General features: G+C 40.0%; 16 protein-coding genes and 1 riboswitch. Of the genes, 9 read left to right on the top strand and 7 right to left on the bottom strand.

Annotation, left to right across the window (positions count from 1 at the left end):
* Positions 1-89: 89 nt before the first annotated feature.
* On the bottom strand, positions 90-551 hold the full coding sequence (locus J1905_RS16115; protein WP_214228320.1) for an Lrp/AsnC family transcriptional regulator: 462 nt from the start codon (positions 549-551) through the stop codon (positions 90-92).
* A 174-nt stretch (positions 552-725) separates the two neighbouring features.
* Positions 726-908: riboswitch (cobalamin riboswitch) on the top strand.
* A gap of 182 nt (positions 909-1,090) precedes the next feature.
* Between J1905_RS16115 and metE the strand changes: the two genes are divergently transcribed.
* Positions 1,091-3,397 carry a 5-methyltetrahydropteroyltriglutamate--homocysteine S-methyltransferase gene (gene metE, locus J1905_RS16110; protein ID WP_214228319.1) on the top strand — a complete coding sequence of 769 codons (2,307 nt, stop codon included), beginning with the start codon at positions 1,091-1,093 and terminating at the stop codon, positions 3,395-3,397.
* Between the two features lie 60 nt (positions 3,398-3,457).
* On the top strand, positions 3,458-4,471 hold the full coding sequence (locus J1905_RS16105; protein WP_214228318.1) for a methylenetetrahydrofolate reductase: 1,014 nt from the start codon (positions 3,458-3,460) through the stop codon (positions 4,469-4,471).
* 8 nt (positions 4,472-4,479) lie between these two features.
* Here J1905_RS16105 and J1905_RS16100 read toward each other — a convergent pair whose 3' ends face one another.
* From J1905_RS16100 to J1905_RS16090, 3 genes are all read right to left on the bottom strand, one after another.
* A complete protein-coding gene (locus tag J1905_RS16100; protein WP_214228317.1) occupies positions 4,480-5,292 on the bottom strand; it encodes a helix-turn-helix domain-containing protein in 813 nt (270 codons plus the stop codon).
* Positions 5,293-5,340: 48 nt separating this feature from the next.
* On the bottom strand, positions 5,341-6,360 hold the full coding sequence (locus J1905_RS16095) for an SDR family NAD(P)-dependent oxidoreductase (RefSeq protein ID WP_214228316.1): 1,020 nt from the start codon (positions 6,358-6,360) through the stop codon (positions 5,341-5,343).
* A 498-nt stretch (positions 6,361-6,858) separates the two neighbouring features.
* Positions 6,859-8,058, bottom strand: a complete 1,200-nt coding sequence (locus J1905_RS16090) for a PQQ-dependent sugar dehydrogenase (protein ID WP_250318121.1) — start codon at positions 8,056-8,058, stop codon at positions 6,859-6,861.
* A 225-nt stretch (positions 8,059-8,283) separates the two neighbouring features.
* Here J1905_RS16090 and J1905_RS16085 point away from each other — a divergent pair, with 225 nt between their 5' ends.
* The gene (locus J1905_RS16085; RefSeq protein WP_214228315.1) at positions 8,284-9,051 is read left to right on the top strand and encodes a carboxypeptidase-like regulatory domain-containing protein; all 768 of its coding nucleotides are present in this window, start codon (positions 8,284-8,286) and stop codon (positions 9,049-9,051) included.
* Between the two features lie 17 nt (positions 9,052-9,068).
* On the opposite strand, the gene J1905_RS16080 is transcribed toward J1905_RS16085, so the two are convergent.
* Positions 9,069-9,374 (bottom strand): hypothetical protein, encoded by a 306-nt coding sequence (locus J1905_RS16080; protein ID WP_214228314.1) that lies wholly within the window; start codon positions 9,372-9,374, stop codon positions 9,069-9,071.
* A gap of 102 nt (positions 9,375-9,476) precedes the next feature.
* Between J1905_RS16080 and arr the strand changes: the two genes are divergently transcribed.
* From arr to J1905_RS16050, 6 genes are all read left to right on the top strand, one after another.
* Positions 9,477-9,911, top strand: coding sequence for an NAD(+)--rifampin ADP-ribosyltransferase (gene arr / locus J1905_RS16075; RefSeq protein ID WP_214228313.1), 435 nt, complete (start codon positions 9,477-9,479; stop codon positions 9,909-9,911).
* A 151-nt stretch (positions 9,912-10,062) separates the two neighbouring features.
* Entirely contained in the window at positions 10,063-11,478 is a 1,416-nt protein-coding gene (locus J1905_RS16070; RefSeq protein ID WP_214228312.1) for a sialate O-acetylesterase, read from the top strand.
* Between the two features lie 164 nt (positions 11,479-11,642).
* Entirely contained in the window at positions 11,643-12,380 is a 738-nt protein-coding gene (locus J1905_RS16065) for a hypothetical protein (protein ID WP_214228311.1), read from the top strand.
* Between the two features lie 90 nt (positions 12,381-12,470).
* Complete coding sequence (locus tag J1905_RS16060) at positions 12,471-14,813, top strand: redoxin domain-containing protein (RefSeq protein ID WP_214228310.1); 2,343 nt, start codon at positions 12,471-12,473, stop codon at positions 14,811-14,813.
* 73 nt (positions 14,814-14,886) lie between these two features.
* Positions 14,887-16,521: an ABC-F family ATP-binding cassette domain-containing protein gene (locus tag J1905_RS16055; protein ID WP_214228309.1), complete on the top strand. Its 1,635-nt coding sequence runs from the start codon at positions 14,887-14,889 to the stop codon at positions 16,519-16,521.
* A gap of 63 nt (positions 16,522-16,584) precedes the next feature.
* The gene (locus J1905_RS16050; RefSeq protein ID WP_214228308.1) at positions 16,585-17,043 is read left to right on the top strand and encodes a hypothetical protein; all 459 of its coding nucleotides are present in this window, start codon (positions 16,585-16,587) and stop codon (positions 17,041-17,043) included.
* 17 nt (positions 17,044-17,060) lie between these two features.
* On the opposite strand, the gene J1905_RS16045 is transcribed toward J1905_RS16050, so the two are convergent.
* Positions 17,061-17,954, bottom strand: coding sequence for an SPL family radical SAM protein (locus J1905_RS16045; protein ID WP_350027986.1), 894 nt, complete (start codon positions 17,952-17,954; stop codon positions 17,061-17,063).
* Entirely contained in the window at positions 17,951-18,661 is a 711-nt protein-coding gene (locus J1905_RS16040) for a DNA alkylation repair protein (RefSeq protein ID WP_214228306.1), read from the bottom strand. The genes J1905_RS16045 and J1905_RS16040 overlap by 4 nt, the downstream gene beginning before the upstream one ends.
* Between the last annotated feature and the right edge of the window lie 61 nt (positions 18,662-18,722).

Below are 18,722 nucleotides of genomic sequence, written 5' to 3'. Positions count from 1 at the left end.
AAATGGGTATTTGTAAGCTTCTTGAAGCAGGGCTCGAAAAGCAGGCCATTTCGATTAATAGTTATAAGACACATCATAGACTGTTTCGGTTAAAAGCTAATGTTGTGTGTATTTTTTATTTCAGCCATAACAAAAGTGCTGTGCGTACTTCCTATACTTTCCACCGAACCCAGTTTGTTGAAAACGAAATCCTGGTAGTGTTTCATGTCTTTGGCATATACTTTTAGGATAAAATCGTAATCTCCCGAGATGTTATAACATTCAACAACTTCATCAATGTTAAGGATATCCTCTACGAATCGGTTGCCTATTTTTTTGTCATGCTGTTTAAGTTTTATGTTGCAAAAAACAATGAAGCCCTGGTTGAATTTTTCCGCATCAAGAATTGCAATATACTTCTTGATGTATCCGCTGTTCTCCAGTCTTTTTATCCGTTCAAATACGGGCGAAGGAGAAAGATTTACGAGTTCAGCAAGCTCCTTATTGGTATGTTTTGAATTGTTGCCTAGTATCTTCAGCAGCAATAAATCCGTTTCATCTAAGTCTTTCATAGAATAATTTTCTTTATAGGCCGTAAAGATAGCCTGTTAAAAGTATAATATGCTTGTATATTTTTATAAAACAGATAATTTATCTAATTATTAGCTTTATTTAAGTTTTAAAATCTTCAAATGTATCTTTGTTGGAGTTTAAAGCTGATTTGTAATAATTAAAGTTCTTTACATGTTTCAACAATCGGAAAAGGTTTTACTTAGCTGTGGATTAATAGGGAATCGTGTGTAAATCACGGACTGTCGCGCAACTGTAAGTAACATCAAGGCTTTTATCCACGAATATCCACTGCCCAAGCGGGAAGGATGATAAAAGCTGTTACAAGTCAGGATACCTGCCTGTTCCGAATTGACGATGCTTTCGCGATTGAAGCTCAATGTCAGATTAGTGCGTATGATGCAGGTAAAGCCTTTTGGGTTAACTATGCCTGAAACCTTATATCCGTATTTTTCTTTCGTGAATTTTCTGCTGCAAAGTATCCTGAGATCATGAAAGGAGTTTTTTACAATGATTATTAACCATTTAAAAAGTTGAAAAAATGTTAACACAAAACCTCGGCTACCCTCGAATCGGAAGCCAAAGACAACTGAAAAAAGCCTGTGAACAATACTGGGCTGGAAAAATCGATCTTACAGAACTGCATAAGGTTGCCCGTACGATTAAAGAACAGAACTGGCAGACGCAAGCTGATGCCGGTATCGATCTGATCCCCTGCAATGATTTCAGCTACTACGACCAGGTACTGGATACGAGTTTGCTGTTAGGTGTTATTCCTCAACGCTATTCACCTGTATTGTCAGAAATAAAGTCTAATAACGAAATTGATCTTTACTTTGCAATGGCTCGTGGTTACCAAAAAGATGGTCTGGATATTACTGCAATGGAAATGACCAAATGGCTGGATACTAACTATCATTATATTGTACCTGAATTTACAGCAAATCAGGAGTTCAGGTTATTTAACGAAAATATCTTCAGTGAGTATAATATTGCAAAACAACAGCTTGGGGAAAAAGCGAAACCGGTACTTCTCGGACCTGTAAGTTACCTGATATTGGGTAAAGAAAAAGAACAGGGTTTTGAGCGCATTGACCTGATTAAAAAACTCGTTCCTGTTTATATCGATATCATTAACCGTTTGAAACAGCAAGGTGCCCAATGGATTCAGCTGGATGAACCTTGTTTGGCTTTAGACCTTTCCAAAAAAGAGAAAGAAGCGTTTGATTATACCTATCGCGCTATTGCCAATCGGGTAAGTGGTGTTAAACTACTTGTTGCTACCTATTTTGAAGCCCTTCTAGACAATACCCAGCTGGCTGTAAATCTTCCAATCACGGCATTGCATGTTGACCTTGTTCGTGCCCCTGATCAACTGGAGGAAGTACTTGCGCTGATCCCGGATAACCTGCAACTTTCGTTGGGTGTAGTAGACGGACGTAATGTTTGGAAGAATGACTATGAAAAATCTCTTGCTTTGATAAATAAAGCTGTGGAAAAATTGGGTTCTGACCGGGTGATCATTGCTCCCTCTTGCTCATTGCTGCACAGCCCGATTGATCTGGATCTGGAAACCGTTATTGATCCTGAGATCAAAAACTGGATGGCATTTGCCAAACAAAAACTGACTGAAGTAAGCGAAATTCGCCAAATCGCTGAAGGCAATACGGCTTTATTGGAAACCAACAAAGCAGCCATCGAAAGCAGACGTACCTCACAAAAGGTGCATAAACAAGCTGTTAAGGATCGTATTTCGGCTATCACTGAAGCGGATGCAACTCGTCAAAGTGCTTTTCCTGTACGTCAGTTTTTACACCACGAACGATTCAACTTCCCCGCGTTTCCGACAACGACCATCGGCTCATTCCCACAAACTGATGACATCCGTCAATTGCGTGCGAAATTCAAAAAAGGTGATTTGAGCCTGGAGCAATACGATCGGGCGATAGAGCAGGCAACTGTTGAAGCGATCCGTTGGCAGGAAGAAATTGGCTTGGATGTACTGGTTCACGGCGAGTTTGAGCGTAATGACATGGTGGAATATTTTGGCGAGCAGCTGGATGGTTTCTTATTCACCAAAAATGGTTGGGTACAGAGTTATGGCAGTCGTTGCGTAAAACCTCCGGTGATTTATGGTGATGTAAGCAGGCCTAAGGACATGACGGTACGCTGGAGCACTTTTGCAGCAGCGCAGACTGAAAAACCGATGAAAGGTATGCTGACAGGTCCGGTAACTATTTTACAATGGTCATTTGTACGCGATGATCAGGGACGCGATATTACCACCAATCAAATTGCTTTTGCTATCCGTGATGAAGTTCTTGCGCTTGAAAAAGCAGGGATCGGTATAGTACAGATCGATGAAGCTGCTATCCGTGAGGGATTGCCGTTAAGAAAAGCCAAACACCCTCATTATCTTAACTGGGCAGTTAATGCTTTTAGGATTACTGCAAGTGGGGTACAGGATAAAACACAGATACATACGCATATGTGTTACAGCGAGTTCAATAACATCATTGAACATATCGCAGCTATGGATGCCGATGTGATCACTATTGAAACTTCGAGATCTCAGATGGAACTATTAGAAGCATTTGCCAATTTTGAGTATCCAAATGAAATTGGTCCTGGCGTGTACGATATTCACTCACCAAGGGTGCCAAGCACGGAAGAAATGACTTCACTATTGGCAAAGGCAGCGAATCTCCTTCCTGCACGTAACCTTTGGGTAAATCCTGACTGTGGTTTAAAAACCCGTAAGTGGCCAGAAACCAAAGCCGCTTTAGTAAACTTGGTTGCTGCGGCAAAACAGGCTCGCGAGCAGATCAGTGTAGAAAGCATTATCTAATATCAAAGGCACTATGGGTTATCCCATGGTGCCTTTTAACTAAATAGACACCAGTAGATTATGTTCTTAGATAAGATCAGATCCGGAGCTTCCGGAATTTTAACTTACGGTATTACTCCTCCGAAATCAGAAACAAGCCCGGAGCGTATTGCCGAAATTGCAGAAAGAACGATTGCACGGTTGATCCCTCTGGATATCGACGCCTTGATCGTATACGATGTACAGGATGAGTCTGCCCGTACTGCTGAGGAGCGACCATTCCCTTTTTTAAAGGCCTTTGATCCATTCCACTTTGCAAGTAGATATCTCCAGGAGCTTGATGTTCCCAAGATCATATATCGCCCTGCAGGAAAATTCACCAATGAGGAACTCTCAAGTTGGTTGGATGATATACACCAGCACAATTTTTATCCAGTTTTTGTAGGAGTACCTGCGCCGGATTTCCCGGTGAAGATCAGTTTGCCGGAAGCCTACCAGCTCTGGAGAAGGCATGAAAAGACTTCGGTAATGGGTGCTGTAACTATTCCCGAAAGGCATGCGGTGCTAAAGGATGAAGATAAACGCATATTGGATAAGGCAGCCTGCGGGGTGTCCTATTTTATTTCCCAATGTGTATTTGATGTGGACTACGCTAAAAAAGTGGTTGAAGACCTCTGCCAGACCTGTAGGGAGCAAGCAATTGAGCCTCCGACTATTATTTTTACACTCACGGCCTGTGGTTCGATTAGAACCTTGCAATTCATGGAATGGTTGGGCATTCATGTCCCGGAACAGCTTAACGAAGAGCTGAGAGCCGCAGAGAATATGTTGGAAAGATCAGTTGGTGTTTGTCTGGATATTGCTACAGAACTGATCGCATTTTGTTCGGAGCGCTGTGTACCCTACGGATTTAATGTTGAAAGCGTGGCGATCAGAAAGGATGAAATAGAAGCGTCAATTCAAATGGTGAATAGAATTGGGGAAATGCTTGGTAGAAAATCTTACTTAAATAATTTTTCTCTCTCAAACTACGAAGATGATGATGACGATTCTGGCTTCTGTTGTCCTTGTTGTTTACCTTTGGCAAGGACATAGAAAAACGATCAACTGTTCATGGGAAGTTGACTGGGTGAGAACCCGTATTTCTTTTTAAAGATAAATGAAAAATGGGAGAGGTCTTCAAAACCCACTTCGAGGTAAATCTCAGTCGGTTTTTTCTTTTTTTTGGCCAGATGGTAATAAGCTAGTGCTAGCCTTTTATCGGTTAGCCACTTTTGGGGTGTGGTATTGAATAGCTTTTTGAAATCTCTGTTAAAGGTTGACAAACTGCGGCCCGTCAGGTAACTCAATTTTTCCAGCGACATATTGAACATGAAATTGCGCTGCATAAAATCGACCAGATCGATCTTGCCCGGAACATCAAAGTTGGCAAGGACGCTGTCCACGCTGGGATTTATTAGCCTCAGGATATTGATTGCCTCTTCAATTTTAAGTGTGGCCAGGCTTTCAGGAAATTCACTTTCCACTTCGAAATAGGGGATTAGCGAAGTCAGACAGCTTTCCAGTAACGGGTGGTTGCTAAAGAGGTATATCTTTTGCTGGGATGGTGTTTTCTTGTTATGGTCAGTTTTTTCGTAGAATTTTTTTAGCCTTTCGGTTGATAAGTGCATAACTACGGTCTTATGTGGTAGGCCATTTTTCGGATAATTGATGATCGTGGCCAGTTCGTTTCTAGGGATTAGGAAAATATCACCTGCTTTGAAACTAAAGGTAGATTCAGCCTGTATGATCTTTGTTTCCCCAGAAATGAACCAGACCAGCATGTGGTCTTCAAATATCAGGTCTGATTTGAACAGCTTATCTTCATAGCAGGAGAGTTTGATGTCCTTGGTCAGGTATTTCGATATATGTTCCATTATTATAAAGCTATTGGTTTTTGCCAGGTTTTCCACTTTTTTTATGATCTAGTTGACTTTGAATTCAATTCCTGTCATTTCCTCGGTTAACTTCCAAAGTTGCTTGGCGTTATCTTCATCTAGTGAATAGGCGAGAACACCACTTTGATGCAGTTTAGTGCTTGTTTTTATAGCTGGGTCTTCAGACAGTAGTTCGGCGACATCAGCATCCTCGCAGTAAACTCCACCAATGTCATTAAGTAAGGGGCTGGTTGCAACCCATACCGATGTTGCAGTGCCTTGTGCTATGGTTTTCAGGCTGGCAAGTATTTCCGGACGCATATTTCCGTGTTCATCAAAGAAGCCCATCTGTTTGAATAATTCCAAATCCGCATCTCTGGCCAATTCGGTTCCAGCGATTGAACCCGGGTGTAATGAGTAAGCCCTTACCTGATGTGATTTAGCGCGGTTATCTAGTTCAAGGGCGAACAAGTTGCTGGCTGTTTTTGATTGTCCATAGCCGAGCAATGTTTGGTATTCCCTATGCTCGAAGTTTGGATCATTGAAATCGAAAGGTGCCATGTGGTGTCCCAGTGATGAAACATTGATCACACGTGCACCATTAGCATCTTTAAGTGCAGGCCATAATCTTGCCACTAGCTGGAACTGTCCAAGATAATTGGTTGCCAGCTGTGACTCGATACCACGGCTGTTCCTATGCAACGGAACCCACATGATTCCGGCATTGTTAATCAACAGGTGAAGCGGTCTGCCAGAAGCAAGGAATTTTTTGGCAAATGTATCAATAGATGTCGGATCAATTAGGTCCATTGCCTCAATTTCTACGTTTGGAATGCCGTCCAGATTCTTTTTTGCTTTTTCAGTATCCCTGGCAGGTACGATCACTGTTGCACCAGCTGCTGCAAGCACCTTTGTAGTTTCCAGACCGATACCAGCATTACCACCGGTTACGATTGCGATCTTTCCTGTCAGGTCAATACCTTTAATAACTTCTCTTGCTGTTGAGATTGCGTTGAAACCTGAACCTAGTGGGTGTTGTAACGCGCCTTGATAATTGTTCTTTTCCATTTTTTTTTGTTTAAATATTATAGGACAAATTTAAATGGTTGCCGAAGGACTAATTTTGTTTAGCGTGTCAATTAACTTTGTTTAACGTGTCAGCTTTTGTGCAGTAAATTGACATTGAACTATAATTTTCTTATATTAGAGTTCAATGTCAATTGAAATCGTAAATTTTTTCATATTGCCTTAGTCTTGGACCGGAATGGGATTCTAAGTCTGACCCATTATATAGTCGTCCTTTGCACACACTTTAAAGGGACCTCGTTCGGACTTCGTTCGACGAGTACCGAACGAGGTCCTAACAAGGTACGTTGAAAAGCCGAAGCATTTTTAGGATCAAAAATTTTTTTAAAGCCAAGATTTCAGAATAATTGTGAACATAATCAGGAAATTTCAGGATAGTTGATCGTTAGAAAGCAAAAAAGAGGTGTCCTGACTAGGGCACCTCTTTTTTGCTAATAGGAATTGTATTTTCACACGCCATAAGGCTGTTTAGTGAAACAATTATTTCTTAGCCAGCTTGTATAATTTGCCGCTGTCTGTTGCTGCGTAAATAGCGCCATCTTTACCTGTGGTTATGCAGCGCCAGCGTTCATTTTTATCAGAAAGTAAACGTTCTTCACCCACAACTTTGTTGTTTTTTAGGACTAAACGAACGATATGTTGTCCACTTAGTGCGCCTATAAATAGGTTATTTTTCCACTCAGCTATGTTGCCAGTATAAAACATCATGCAGCCTGGCGAGACAACAGGATCCCAATAGTAAACTGGCTGCACGGTACCTTCTTTTTGTTGTATACCATCATAAACCTTCTCGCCACTGTATTCAATGCCGTAAGTTACAAAGGGCCAGCCGTAGTTGCCACCTGGCTTAATTAAATTGATCTCATCGCCACCGCGAGGGCCAAACTCTGTCTCCCAAAGGTCGCCGTTATTGGGATTAATGGCTAGACCATCCGGGTTACGGAAGCCATAGGCATATATCTCTGGCTTAGCATCGGTCTGGCCTGTAAACGGATTACCTGCAACAGGTTTGCCATCCTTGGTAATATGAATAATTTTACCGGTGGTCGCACTTAGGTCCTGTGCCTTCTCACGGATATCATTAGATTGACGGTCACCGGAGCTGATAAAAATATTGCCTTGTTTATCAAATACCAAACGTGAGCCAAATTGGCCAGCACCTTTAAAGCGAGGGCTTGCTTCGAATATCACGCTCACATTCTCCAACTTTGTTTCATCAGCCGATAACTTACCTTTAGCTACGGCTAGGGTAGCTCCCTCGCCCGGTTGCGCGTAAGTCCAGTAAATCATGCGGTTTTTAGTAAAATTGGGGTCAATGTTTACATCCAACAAACCACCCTGTCCTTCAAATTGTACTTCCGGGAAACCAGTAATGGTTTTATCAATTTTACCCGCAGTTGTCAATATTTGCATGGTTCCCGGCTTGCTGCTAATCAGTAAACGGCCGTCGGGCAAAGCATGCATGCCCCAAGGACTCTTTAGCTCAGTGCTGATGACTGTAGCGCTATAGGGTGTTTTGGTTTTAACGCTGCTAATACGGGTTTGCCCTGCGAAGGCAGGTTTGTAGGTGCTATTGGCTTTATTTTTTTCAACCGGCTTGCCAGTTTGCGCCATACTGGATGTATGTAATGATAGAAGGGCAATGCCCAGAGTTAAGGGTTTATAAATTTTTGAAAACATAATGCGATTTGGATTAATGCTGAGTAAGTTACAACCTTAAGGGCTTTATGTTTGAATACAACATGTTTTTTACAATAATCAATCCTTGGGCTATACACAGCGATATTGATCTGGATGAAGGAAGTATTGGTACATCTTAAGAAAATAGGTGATGTCGCAGGATTTTTTCGAATCCAGGTTACTCATCTTTGATTTATGAAAATGAACGCTTAAAACTTCAATACTATGAGAACCTCCATAAAAAACTATGTAGCCTGCCTGCTTATGCTGATCAGTACCTCAAATATCGCCTGCAAAAAGGACAGCAATAAAGAAGCAGAAGGAGCTCAGGATGGCTATGTAACCGGAAAGATAACTGATACTCAAAACAATCCATTGGCAAACATCGAAGTAGTTTTTGAAAATATTCTGGTAGGGAATCACAGTTATGTCGCAGGTGTGTCTAATGAAAATGGACTGTATAAGATCAAACTACCAAAAGTCGGCACGTATCACGGTGCGGCTTATATCAAAAAGACCTTTAATGGTAAACCTTACAAAATGTCACTTCACCCTGATAATGATGAAGTTATTGGTAATACTGGCGCGATTGTAAACTTTCAGTGGAAACTTTCTGGTCCCCGACCTAACGGGCTTGAGGGTTTCTATGGAGGCAGTGTGGAGATTCATAACCATCCGGGCAGACCCATTGTTGACGAACACAATATCGAATTTACATTTACTCCAATTGGAAAATTAATAGATGGCTCAGACGGTCAAACGATCAAACGCAAAAGTGGACAGCCGCAAACAATCTACTATGGTCGTCTTACCGACATTCCCATTGGCAGGTATCGGGTCTCAGCCGTTTATATCAATGGCGGACAACGTATCCCACTTGGACTTCGGGAACTTGATTCTGAAGATCCTTATTCAGCGCAGCATACCTTAAATTTTGAGCCTACAACAATCGCTGGTGATAACATGGCCTTTTTACAATATGATTATCAATAAGAGTCAAATTAGACTGTTTAGAACATCCTCGGTGTAATGAACCAGGCTCCTATAAGAGCAATTACACCTATTAGGAGTAACCGCAGGTGCAATTCTTTGTCGATTGTTGTCTTACTGATGGAATAACTGATCAACATCCATATCAGCCATATAATAATCACAGTAAAAAGCATTGAACCATACACCAGTCCGGATAAATCATATCCTCCTCCGCCAATACTACCACCTGAACTACCATCATGGAGCACAAGGCAGAGGATGGTGAAGGGGATGACAAGAAAAGATAATTTCAAAATAAATTTACCTGAAGTAATGTTTGTCATGCCGTAATATAAATCTTTTTTGTTGAGAAGGTAAGACTTATTTATCTTTATCCTTGTACAGGATATCCTGAAAATAAAGTAGTTATTCAAAAAAGTAACGCGATGGACAAAACAGATGAAACTAAAGCAGCTATTCAGGATGCTTTTAAACAAACCTTCTTTCATGGAACGAAAGCTAATTTGGTAATCGGAGATTTTATAGAAACTGGTTTTGCTTCAAATTTTGCGGACAGGAAATTAAAGCATATTTACCTTACTGCTACACTTAATGCTGCTATTTGGGGAGCTGAACTTGCTTCCGGGACAGGTAGAGAAAGAATATATCTGGTAGAAGCTACAGGCCCGGTACATGATGACCCTAATGTAACCGACAAAAAATTTGCTGGTAATCCCACGATGTCGTATCGCTCCGAGCATCCATTTAAGGTTATTGGTGAGGTTACTGTATGGGAAAGTCATTCATTAGAACAAATTAAAGCGATGAAAGATGGTTTGGAAAAGATGCAAAAGCAGGGGGGCGTGGTAATAGAGGAGTAAATTAAATTCCTACATACGCCGTATTTTTTTAAGAAATATAATTTTTATGAGCATCAATTCGCAAAATGTATTAGATTATCCCAATAGCAATACCATTTTTATGGTATAGAATTTTACAAAAAAAAAGATGCCAACCTGGAATAGATAAATTATGAAAAAAACACTTTTTACACTTGTACTTTTTCTTGCGACGTTATCACTGTATGCTAATATTCGTTTGCCAAATATATTAGGTAGCAACATGGTATTGCAACAGAAATCAACTTCTAAGCTTTGGGGTTGGGGTTCACCTGGTGAAAAGATCAAAATTACTACATCATGGGACAAGAAAATTGTTGAGGCATTAACAGATGGAAATGCACATTGGCAAATTAGTATTGAAACGCCACAAGCAGGCGGGCCATATACTATTGTTTTTGAAGGCGAAAATAAAGTCACACTTGAAAATATATTTATTGGTGAGGTATGGGTGTGCGGTGGACAATCTAATATGGAATGGAGCCACAATAATGGACTGACTAGTATTAAGGAGGAGTTTTCGCAGCTCAGCAAGTTAAATATCAAACTATTTAAAATACCTAAAACAACTTCAAAAACACCCCAAGATAATACTGAAGGTAACTGGCTGGCTTGTGATAGCAATACCTTAAAGGCATTCAGTGCTGTGGGTTATTATTTTGGGAAAGAGCTGAATAAAGATTTGAATGTACCGATAGGATTGATCAGCAGTAATTGGGGTGGCACACCTGCTGAAGTTTGGACGCCTGAAAATTTAGTGGAGAGTAATGCGGTTTTAAAAGAAGCAGCAGCCCAAAAAACACCTGCTCCGTGGTGGCCTATCGCCCCGGGTTATGGTTATAATGCAATGATTGCACCCCTTGTTAATTATAATATAGCAGGTGCAATCTGGTATCAGGGAGAAAGCAATACTGCAACTGCATCAAGTTATACTGAATTAATGAATACCATGATAAGTGCGTGGCGTAAGGCTTGGGATAATAATTTTCCATTTTATTACGTTCAAATAGCTCCTTATAAGTATGATAATAATAATATCGGGGCATTATTGAGAGAAGCACAAACGAAGAACCTTTCTACAGAAAAGACAGGAATGGTGGTGGTTTCGGATTTGGTTAGCGATACGCTTAACATCCATCCAATCAATAAGAAAGATGTAGGCTTGCGCCTGGCTAACCTGGCTTTAACAGAAACCTACGGTTTAAAAAAAGGCCCATATAAAAGTCCAATTTTTAAATCTTTAAATGTGAATGGCAGTAATGCGGAGGTAGATTTTGATTACGCAGAAACTGGGTTAATACTTAAAGGTGATAAATCAAAGGAAATTTTTATTGCCGGAGCTGACAAAGTGTTTTACCCTGCAACCGTTAAAATCAAAGGAAATAAAATCATTGTTTCAAATAAGCTAGTAAAAATACCGGTGGCAGTTCGCTACCAATTTAGCAATGCAGGATTGGGTAATCTTTTTAGTAAAGCCGGTTTGCCAGTAGCGCCTTTTAGAACGGATGATTGGGAGGTTGATACAAATAAGCTTGATAACAGTAAGTAAATTTATGACAAAGCAGGTAATTGGACTTCGTTAACTAAAAAAAATAAAGTCGGTTCTTATCTTACTATAAGGGAAATTCATTATAATTAATCAAGGCATTTCAGAATGATATTGATGACCAGAAACTAATGCGTTATCTTTATAATCTTAGAATTTGTTATGCTATGAAAAGATATCTTCTGCTACTTTTATTATTCACGACATTGTCGGGGTATGCTCAAAACACGATCAACAATTACAAATACATATTGGTGCCGGAGCAATACGGCTTTTTTAAAGAGGTGAACCAGTATGGTTTAAACAGCCTAACTAAGAAGCTGCTGGAAGAAAAGGGCTTTACGGTTTATTTTGATAATAAAGATTTACCAGCTGAGATAGCAAATAATAAATGTAAGGCGATGGCTGCCGATCTCATAGAGAAAAAGGGGATGTTTACAACCACACTTACTCTGGTACTAAAAGATTGCCAAGGTAATCTGGTTTTTAAGGGTAAAGAAGGTAAAAGCAGAGAAAAAGAATTTGGTAAAGCTTATAATGATGCTTTAAAAAACACTTTTGCTTCATTAAATGAGCTTCCTTATACTTTTGTTGGTGAAGCAGGAAAGGTTGAAAGTGTAAAAGCACCGGAAACTGCTGTCGTCCCCGCAAATCAACAGGTAGTAGCGGTTGAAAGTACCGAACCCTCAGGAACATTATATGCCCAGGTAACAGCAAATGGTTTTCAGTTGATAGATACCACACCCAAAAAAGTGCTGACGCTATTTAAAACTTCTATACAGGATTGTTTTATTGCAGACAATGCCAAATACAAAGGAATCGTACTGAAAAAAGACGGGAAATGGTTTTTTGAATATTACAATAATGATAAACTGATTTCCGAAGAGTTATTGATTAAGTTTTAATGTTGATAATATAACTTAGTGCTAACCTATATATAAATCATGGGTTTGGGTGTAAATCTTTGTATATTAGGATAAAGATGCTCTCAACTTATGTATAGACTATTAACGTTTCTCTTTGTTTTTGCTACTCCTTTTTTTGCCCCTTGTCAAGAATTGAATGTTCCGAAAGGTCAGCAGTTTGCCTATACCTGGCATGTAGTGGGAAAGGGCACACACAAAACCGATAAGTTACATACTTATGTTTTTCGCTCACTAGGCAGAAATGACAAAGGCGAACATTTATTCGAATGTCGATTAGTGAGAGCTGTAGAAAAAAACTACCTCGGTGCAAGCCCAGATTTAGATACTGATAATCCTAAAGCAACTGTTTTTAATAATTCTGGTGTGTTAACACCCTTGGCGCTACTGCAGCAAACTCTTATAGTAACATTTAGTGCGAAAGGAAAGCTTTTGGATATTGCTGGTTACGATAATGTTCTATTGCGCGTTGACAGGGATTGGGCGCTTCAAAAGGGAATAAGAGGTCAAATAGAAAGTCATAAAGAGTGGCTAACTACTAATATTCAGGATATGTTTTTTCAATTTCCAGATGAACCGATAGGTAGTTCTGGAGAGTGGAAGGATAAAGGTCAGGTTAGTTACAAAATGGAAAAATTATTCCGACATCCCCGCGGAACGGTGAAAATTAATAAGGAAGTTCCTGAGCCTAATAAACTCCAGTCTGCTAATGAACCATTGCTGCAAGTCAGTTTCGTTGGTGAGGGCAATACGAAAGAAAAGGGGATTTATGTCTTAGATCCTAAAACTGGTTTAGTAACGAATTTGAGCAAAAATAGATCTTTTGATTTTACCTATAGTTCTGTAAGTGGGCGTCATGATACCGATTATGTAGTAGAAATTGAAACCAATCCTAAAGAAAGCAATCTGGATACAGCCTGGATTAACATGGCGGTAAAAACGGGTGGATGGTCAGCGGCATTTGGAAGTGGTCGGGACTACAACATGGAGAAGATGCAAGAATATTTCAAGATAAAAGATGCCCAATTCGAAAAAGATCCCTTTTATCAAGTAAATAAACTATCACTGATCCAGAAACTACGTAAGAATCCAAAGGCAGAGGCCTTGTACAGCGAATTGCTGATGTCTATTCCGAATGCTTATCTTTCAGTTCCTGGTCTCTATCATCACCTCACAAATAAATTCCACCAGCTTTTCGAGAAAGATGCGAACCTTGCCTTTGAAGTCGCTGGTTATTTTTATCAAACTAACGATTTCAATAGTTTTCTGCATGAAGCATCGGCACAGAATTTTCTTGATCCTTATTCGTCTTATAAAGAACGTTGGGATAATGCACTGGAAGTAGTTCGGCTAATGCATACAGACAAAAATCTTGGCATGCGTCAAACTGCTGATCCTTTGTTCTACTGGTCTCAAGCTAATAAAAACCCGAAGGATTTAAATAGATTATTGAGTTCTGCTAATGCTTTGTTGAAAATGGACATTAAAACTATGCAACTTGGCAAGGGTGGGAGGTATGGTTTGCTAGTTTATCAACTTTTGGTAAATGCAGGTAAGCAAACTGAAGCAAGCCAGTTGTTGGATGTAGTAATAGGTAAATTGCATGTGGTTGTAGCAGATACATTGTATGATGGTAGAAAGGATGACAGGAGTATTCTGGCTCATGCATACCAGTTGAAATACTTGGAGAGGAAAGGATCGGGTGATGTAAATGCGATCAAGTACTTGTCTTTAGCGGCGCAATATTCACCCTCAGGACCTTCGGATAAAAGCATAATGTCAGGGTATGACAGGCATTTCTTGAAGTCGAAAGAAACCTATCGGCAGGATTTTGTGGAAACGCTATTCAGCTCCGGTGATGAAAAACATGCGCTCAAAACTTTTGCAGCACATATAAGTGCGGAACCGGAAAATCTTGCGGAAATGAAAGCATTATACCTGAAGCATTTTCCTCAGAAGGACTTTAAAACGTTAATAAAGGATGAGGTGATTGTTTCATGGGATAAAGCGCCGGATTTTAAATTGAAGGACCTTGAGAATAATGACAGGACACTGAAGGATTATTCTGGAAAGTGGATGGTGCTGGATTTTTGGGGTACATGGTGTGGTCCCTGTGTTGCAGAACTGCCTGAAATTAATATTTTTAATAAAGAACTGGATGAAGGCAGGTATCCAGGCGCTACTTTCTTAAGTATTGCCTGTAAAGATTATGAACAAACAGTTAAAGAGTTTCTGACTAAAAACAAGTATGATATCCCGGTACTGATGTCGGATAACAAAATACAGTTCAAATATAAGATAGATGGATATCCTTACAAAGTGATGGTATCGCCAACTGGAAGGATGATTACCCTGGAAAGAGGGAAGGATTGGAGGGAGATTTTGAAGCTATTTAGTAGTATAGTAGGTATATGAATTAGAAAAACAAGTCGTAGCTATTTGTAGCAAATTCCACTATCTTTGCCGCTCAATTTAATATCCGCATTTCGTGATTAATGTAAATAATATCTCCGTTTCATTTGGTGGAACTACTTTGTTTAGTGATGTAACCTTTTCGATTAACGAAAATGATAAAATAGCCCTGATGGGTAAAAATGGGGCTGGCAAGTCGACTATCTTAAAAATAATTGCCGGTTCTACAAAACCTACTTCCGGTAACGTAACAGGCCCAAAGGATGCTGTAATTGCTTATTTACCACAGCATTTGCTTACACAGGACAATGTTACGGTTTTTGAAGAGACGATGAAAGCTTTCGAAGAGGTAAATCAGATGCAAAAAGAGCTTGATGAGCTGAATGAGCAACTCACTATTCGTACCGATTACGAAAGTGATGACTACATGAAGCTGATCGAACGCGTGTCGGAACTGAGTGAGAAATTTTATTCGATCGAAGAAGTCAATTATGATGCTGAGGTAGAAAAAGTGTTAAAAGGCTTAGGTTTTGAGCGTAAAGACTTTACTCGACAAACCTCTGAGTTTTCGGGTGGATGGCGTATGCGGATTGAGCTGGCCAAGATTTTATTAAAGAAACCTGATCTGATTTTATTGGATGAGCCGACCAATCACATGGATATTGAAAGTATTCAATGGTTAGAAGATTTTTTAATCAACTCAGCAAAGGCCGTAGTGGTAATTTCACATGATCGTACTTTTGTAGATAACATCACCAATCGTACAATTGAGGTTACCATGGGTCGGATTTATGATTATAAAGCCAAATACACTCACTACCTGCAGTTGCGTGCCGACCGCCGTGTGCATCAATTAAAAGCCTACGAAGAACAACAACGTTTTATTGCCGATAATCAGGAATTTATAGATCGCTTTAGAGGTACTTACTCAAAAACTTTGCAAGTGCAGTCGCGGGTAAAAATGCTTGAAAAACTCGAAGTCATCGAGATTGATGAAGTGGATACTTCGGCATTGCGTTTGAAATTCCCACCTTCACCACGTTCTGGTCAATACCCAGTGATGGTAGAAGAGCTGACCAAAAAGTATGGCGATCATGTGGTATTCGAAAAAGCATCGATGGTAATTGAGCGGGGAGAAAAAGTGGCTTTTGTAGGTAAAAATGGTGAAGGTAAGTCGACCATGATTAAAGCCATTATGAGTGAGATTGACTTTGAGGGAGGTTTAAAAGTTGGTCACAATGCGAAGATAGGCTACTTTGCTCAAAATCAGGCCGCATTACTTGATGAGAGCTTAACAGTATTTGAAACCATTGATCAGATTCCATTAAGTGATGGGAGCATAAAAATCAAAGACCTTTTAGGTGCCTTTATGTTTAGCGGCGATGATACCACTAAAAAAGTTAAAGTACTTTCTGGGGGTGAAAAAACCCGTTTAGCGATGATTAAACTGCTGTTGGAACCGGTAAATGTATTGATCTTGGATGAGCCAACCAACCACTTAGACATGAAGACTAAAGACATTATTAAAGAGGCCTTGCAAGATTTTGATGGTACCTTAATTTTGGTGTCGCATGATCGGGATTTCTTAGATGGACTGGCGCAAAAAGTATTCGAATTTGGTAATAAACGTGTTCGTGAGCACTTTGAAGATATTAAAGGTTTCCTGGCCTACAAGAAAATGAGCAGCTTGAAAGAGATTGAACAAAAATAATTTTTTTAGGGTGTAGCGTTTTTGCTTTTAGATTCGTTTAAAGAATAAACCAACACTCTAACTATGAAAATCTTGACTTCCACAATTTCAGTATTACTTTTATTTTCTATTGGCTTTTCTTCTTGTAAAAAAAATAAGAATGTACAGCCCGAAAACCCTATAAACGGCAATTGGGAGGAAATGGGTTTGGACGGACTGAAGCGATCAGTGAATTTTACCAAACACAATACCTTTTTTCTAACGATTGCCTATAACGATGGAGCTAGCTCTAAATTTATCGGGACTTATCAGGTTAAGGGCGATAAATTGAACGTAACTATCACTGAAAATCTTGAACAGAAACTAGGAAAACCGGTTGAACGGATTTCTACGAATTATGCGCTTTACGAGAAAGCCACCTTTAGTGTAGCGGGTGATACTCTTAAGTTGAATTACATTAGCTACCCAGCTGACGCCCCAGTTAATACACTTGCAAAATTTCGCAGATTGACCACAATCGATGGAGGTGGATTGACACAATAATCTATTTTTCAATACTTTTATGGTGATAGGAGACTATTGCGGAGCTGGTATTTTTGGCACAAGGCCCCCATCTTTTTTGCGAAAGCCTGCCGATAATACAATGGCATCTGTGATCCGTTTGCGAAAAATTTGTGATATTTTTCGAGTAAATGTGGGTAGTGTTTTTCTACGGCTCTTAGCACGAGCGTTTTGCTATCTGAAGGCTCGGACCCGTATAATGTTAGTGTTGCCGGGAATATATAATTGATATGGGCTTTCACAAATTGTTGAAACATATTTTCAAGCTGCATTGTGGTGTCCGTTATGAATGGTAACAAGGGCATTAAGCTAACACCTGTGCTCAGTCCTGCTTGAATAGCCGCCTTTAAAGTCTCCAAACGCTCTGAAGGTGGCGTGGCACCGGGCTCAAAAATATGAGCAATTGAATCCTCGAGAGTTGAAAAAGAAAAGGTAATGAAGGCTTTGTGAGATAGTTTAGGACGAAGATCATCCGGGAGTATTGCCTCAGTGTCGATGGCTTGAAGAAGATCGAAATCTCTGGCAATTAAATCCGATTTAGTAATCATATGTACCGGAAAACGGTAATGCAGAATTACTTCCAGAAGACTCCGGGTAAGCTGTTGTGTCCTCTCGATTTGAAGATAGGGATCTGTAGCTGAGGACAACACAATGATGCCATATTGTTTTTTACGGGCGCGGATCGATAGCTGCCTGTCCAGTAGCTCAACAGCATTACTTTTAATACTTAGCTTCTCTTCCATATTAATCCCGTATTTACTCCCCCTGATATAACAATACAGACAGTTAAAGGAACAGCCACTATAGGGATTTATCGTGTAATCGTCCAGAAACCAGGGATCACGCCGTTTTGTTTTGTTGAGTATTGATTTAGCTATGATTGTTTGTGTCATTTTTTCTTGCTGCGGCCAAGGCCTATTCTAACTTTAGTCTTGAACCATTGTTTTGTTTCAGACGATGCAATATTTGAGTGATAACGGTCGATGATATCAGGGTGAAATCTGGCAACAGTTTTGGCACCCCATCCAATCCCTTTTTTTGTATGAAAATCCGTTGTGCCTGCCAAGGACAAAAGTATGTCGAATACTGGTGCTACAAAAACCGTATCCAGGCCTTTTTTAACTGCGTAATGCGTAGCAACACCAACTGCCCTGACAATCCATTTGTCCTCGTGAATGGCCAGTTGTTTTAGCAAAGGGATGGTCTTATCTGGCATGGTAAGCAAGGCATAACCAAGTACACGTTCTCCAATTATGTCACATACATACCATTCATTACCGAATTGGATGTAGTCGCAGGCTTTACTAATCGATTGCTGGAAATCCTTTGGCATACGCTGCTGCAAGATGATTCCGGCTAGTACCTGGCTACCAATCTCCCTCAATTCGATGATGTGATCCGTAATACTGATTTGCTCTGCATAAGGGATTGTTGAAGCTATTTCCTTAGCGGCGTACTCTAGCAAAGGAAACCTAACTTTCTTTTTGAGCAGGGTGTGATGCAGGACGGTTATGAAAGCATTAGCTTCCTTCTGGTTCAAAACCAACTTTGCTTCAAGTAAGATATGTTTTACGGTTGCTTTACTATTGATCTTTTCCATTTGGAGTTCTGATTACCGGAGATAAAGATAAAGATTATTGATGTTCACTCCCAGATGTTAC

Source organism: Pedobacter sp. B4-66, assembly GCF_018492665.1.
GTDB lineage: Bacteria > Bacteroidota > Bacteroidia > Sphingobacteriales > Sphingobacteriaceae > Pedobacter.
This window is presented reverse-complemented; position numbering and strand designations above follow the sequence as displayed.

Excerpts from the sequence above, each read along its gene's own strand:
- J1905_RS16115 (WP_214228320.1), bottom strand. The coding sequence starts at position 551 with ATGAAAGACTTAGATGAAACGGATTTATTGCTGCTGAAGATACTAGGC.
- metE (WP_214228319.1), top strand. The coding sequence starts at position 1,091 with ATGTTAACACAAAACCTCGGCTACCCTCGAATCGGAAGCCAAAGACAA.
- J1905_RS16105 (WP_214228318.1), top strand. The coding sequence starts at position 3,458 with ATGTTCTTAGATAAGATCAGATCCGGAGCTTCCGGAATTTTAACTTAC.
- J1905_RS16100 (WP_214228317.1), bottom strand. The coding sequence starts at position 5,292 with ATGGAACATATATCGAAATACCTGACCAAGGACATCAAACTCTCCTGC.
- J1905_RS16095 (WP_214228316.1), bottom strand. The coding sequence starts at position 6,360 with ATGGAAAAGAACAATTATCAAGGCGCGTTACAACACCCACTAGGTTCA.
- J1905_RS16090 (WP_250318121.1), bottom strand. The coding sequence starts at position 8,058 with ATGTTTTCAAAAATTTATAAACCCTTAACTCTGGGCATTGCCCTTCTA.
- J1905_RS16085 (WP_214228315.1), top strand. The coding sequence starts at position 8,284 with ATGAGAACCTCCATAAAAAACTATGTAGCCTGCCTGCTTATGCTGATC.
- J1905_RS16080 (WP_214228314.1), bottom strand. The coding sequence starts at position 9,374 with ATGACAAACATTACTTCAGGTAAATTTATTTTGAAATTATCTTTTCTT.
- arr (WP_214228313.1), top strand. The coding sequence starts at position 9,477 with ATGGACAAAACAGATGAAACTAAAGCAGCTATTCAGGATGCTTTTAAA.
- J1905_RS16070 (WP_214228312.1), top strand. The coding sequence starts at position 10,063 with ATGAAAAAAACACTTTTTACACTTGTACTTTTTCTTGCGACGTTATCA.
- J1905_RS16065 (WP_214228311.1), top strand. The coding sequence starts at position 11,643 with ATGAAAAGATATCTTCTGCTACTTTTATTATTCACGACATTGTCGGGG.
- J1905_RS16060 (WP_214228310.1), top strand. The coding sequence starts at position 12,471 with ATGTATAGACTATTAACGTTTCTCTTTGTTTTTGCTACTCCTTTTTTT.
- J1905_RS16050 (WP_214228308.1), top strand. The coding sequence starts at position 16,585 with ATGAAAATCTTGACTTCCACAATTTCAGTATTACTTTTATTTTCTATT.
- J1905_RS16045 (WP_350027986.1), bottom strand. The coding sequence starts at position 17,954 with ATGACACAAACAATCATAGCTAAATCAATACTCAACAAAACAAAACGG.
- J1905_RS16040 (WP_214228306.1), bottom strand. The coding sequence starts at position 18,661 with ATGGAAAAGATCAATAGTAAAGCAACCGTAAAACATATCTTACTTGAA.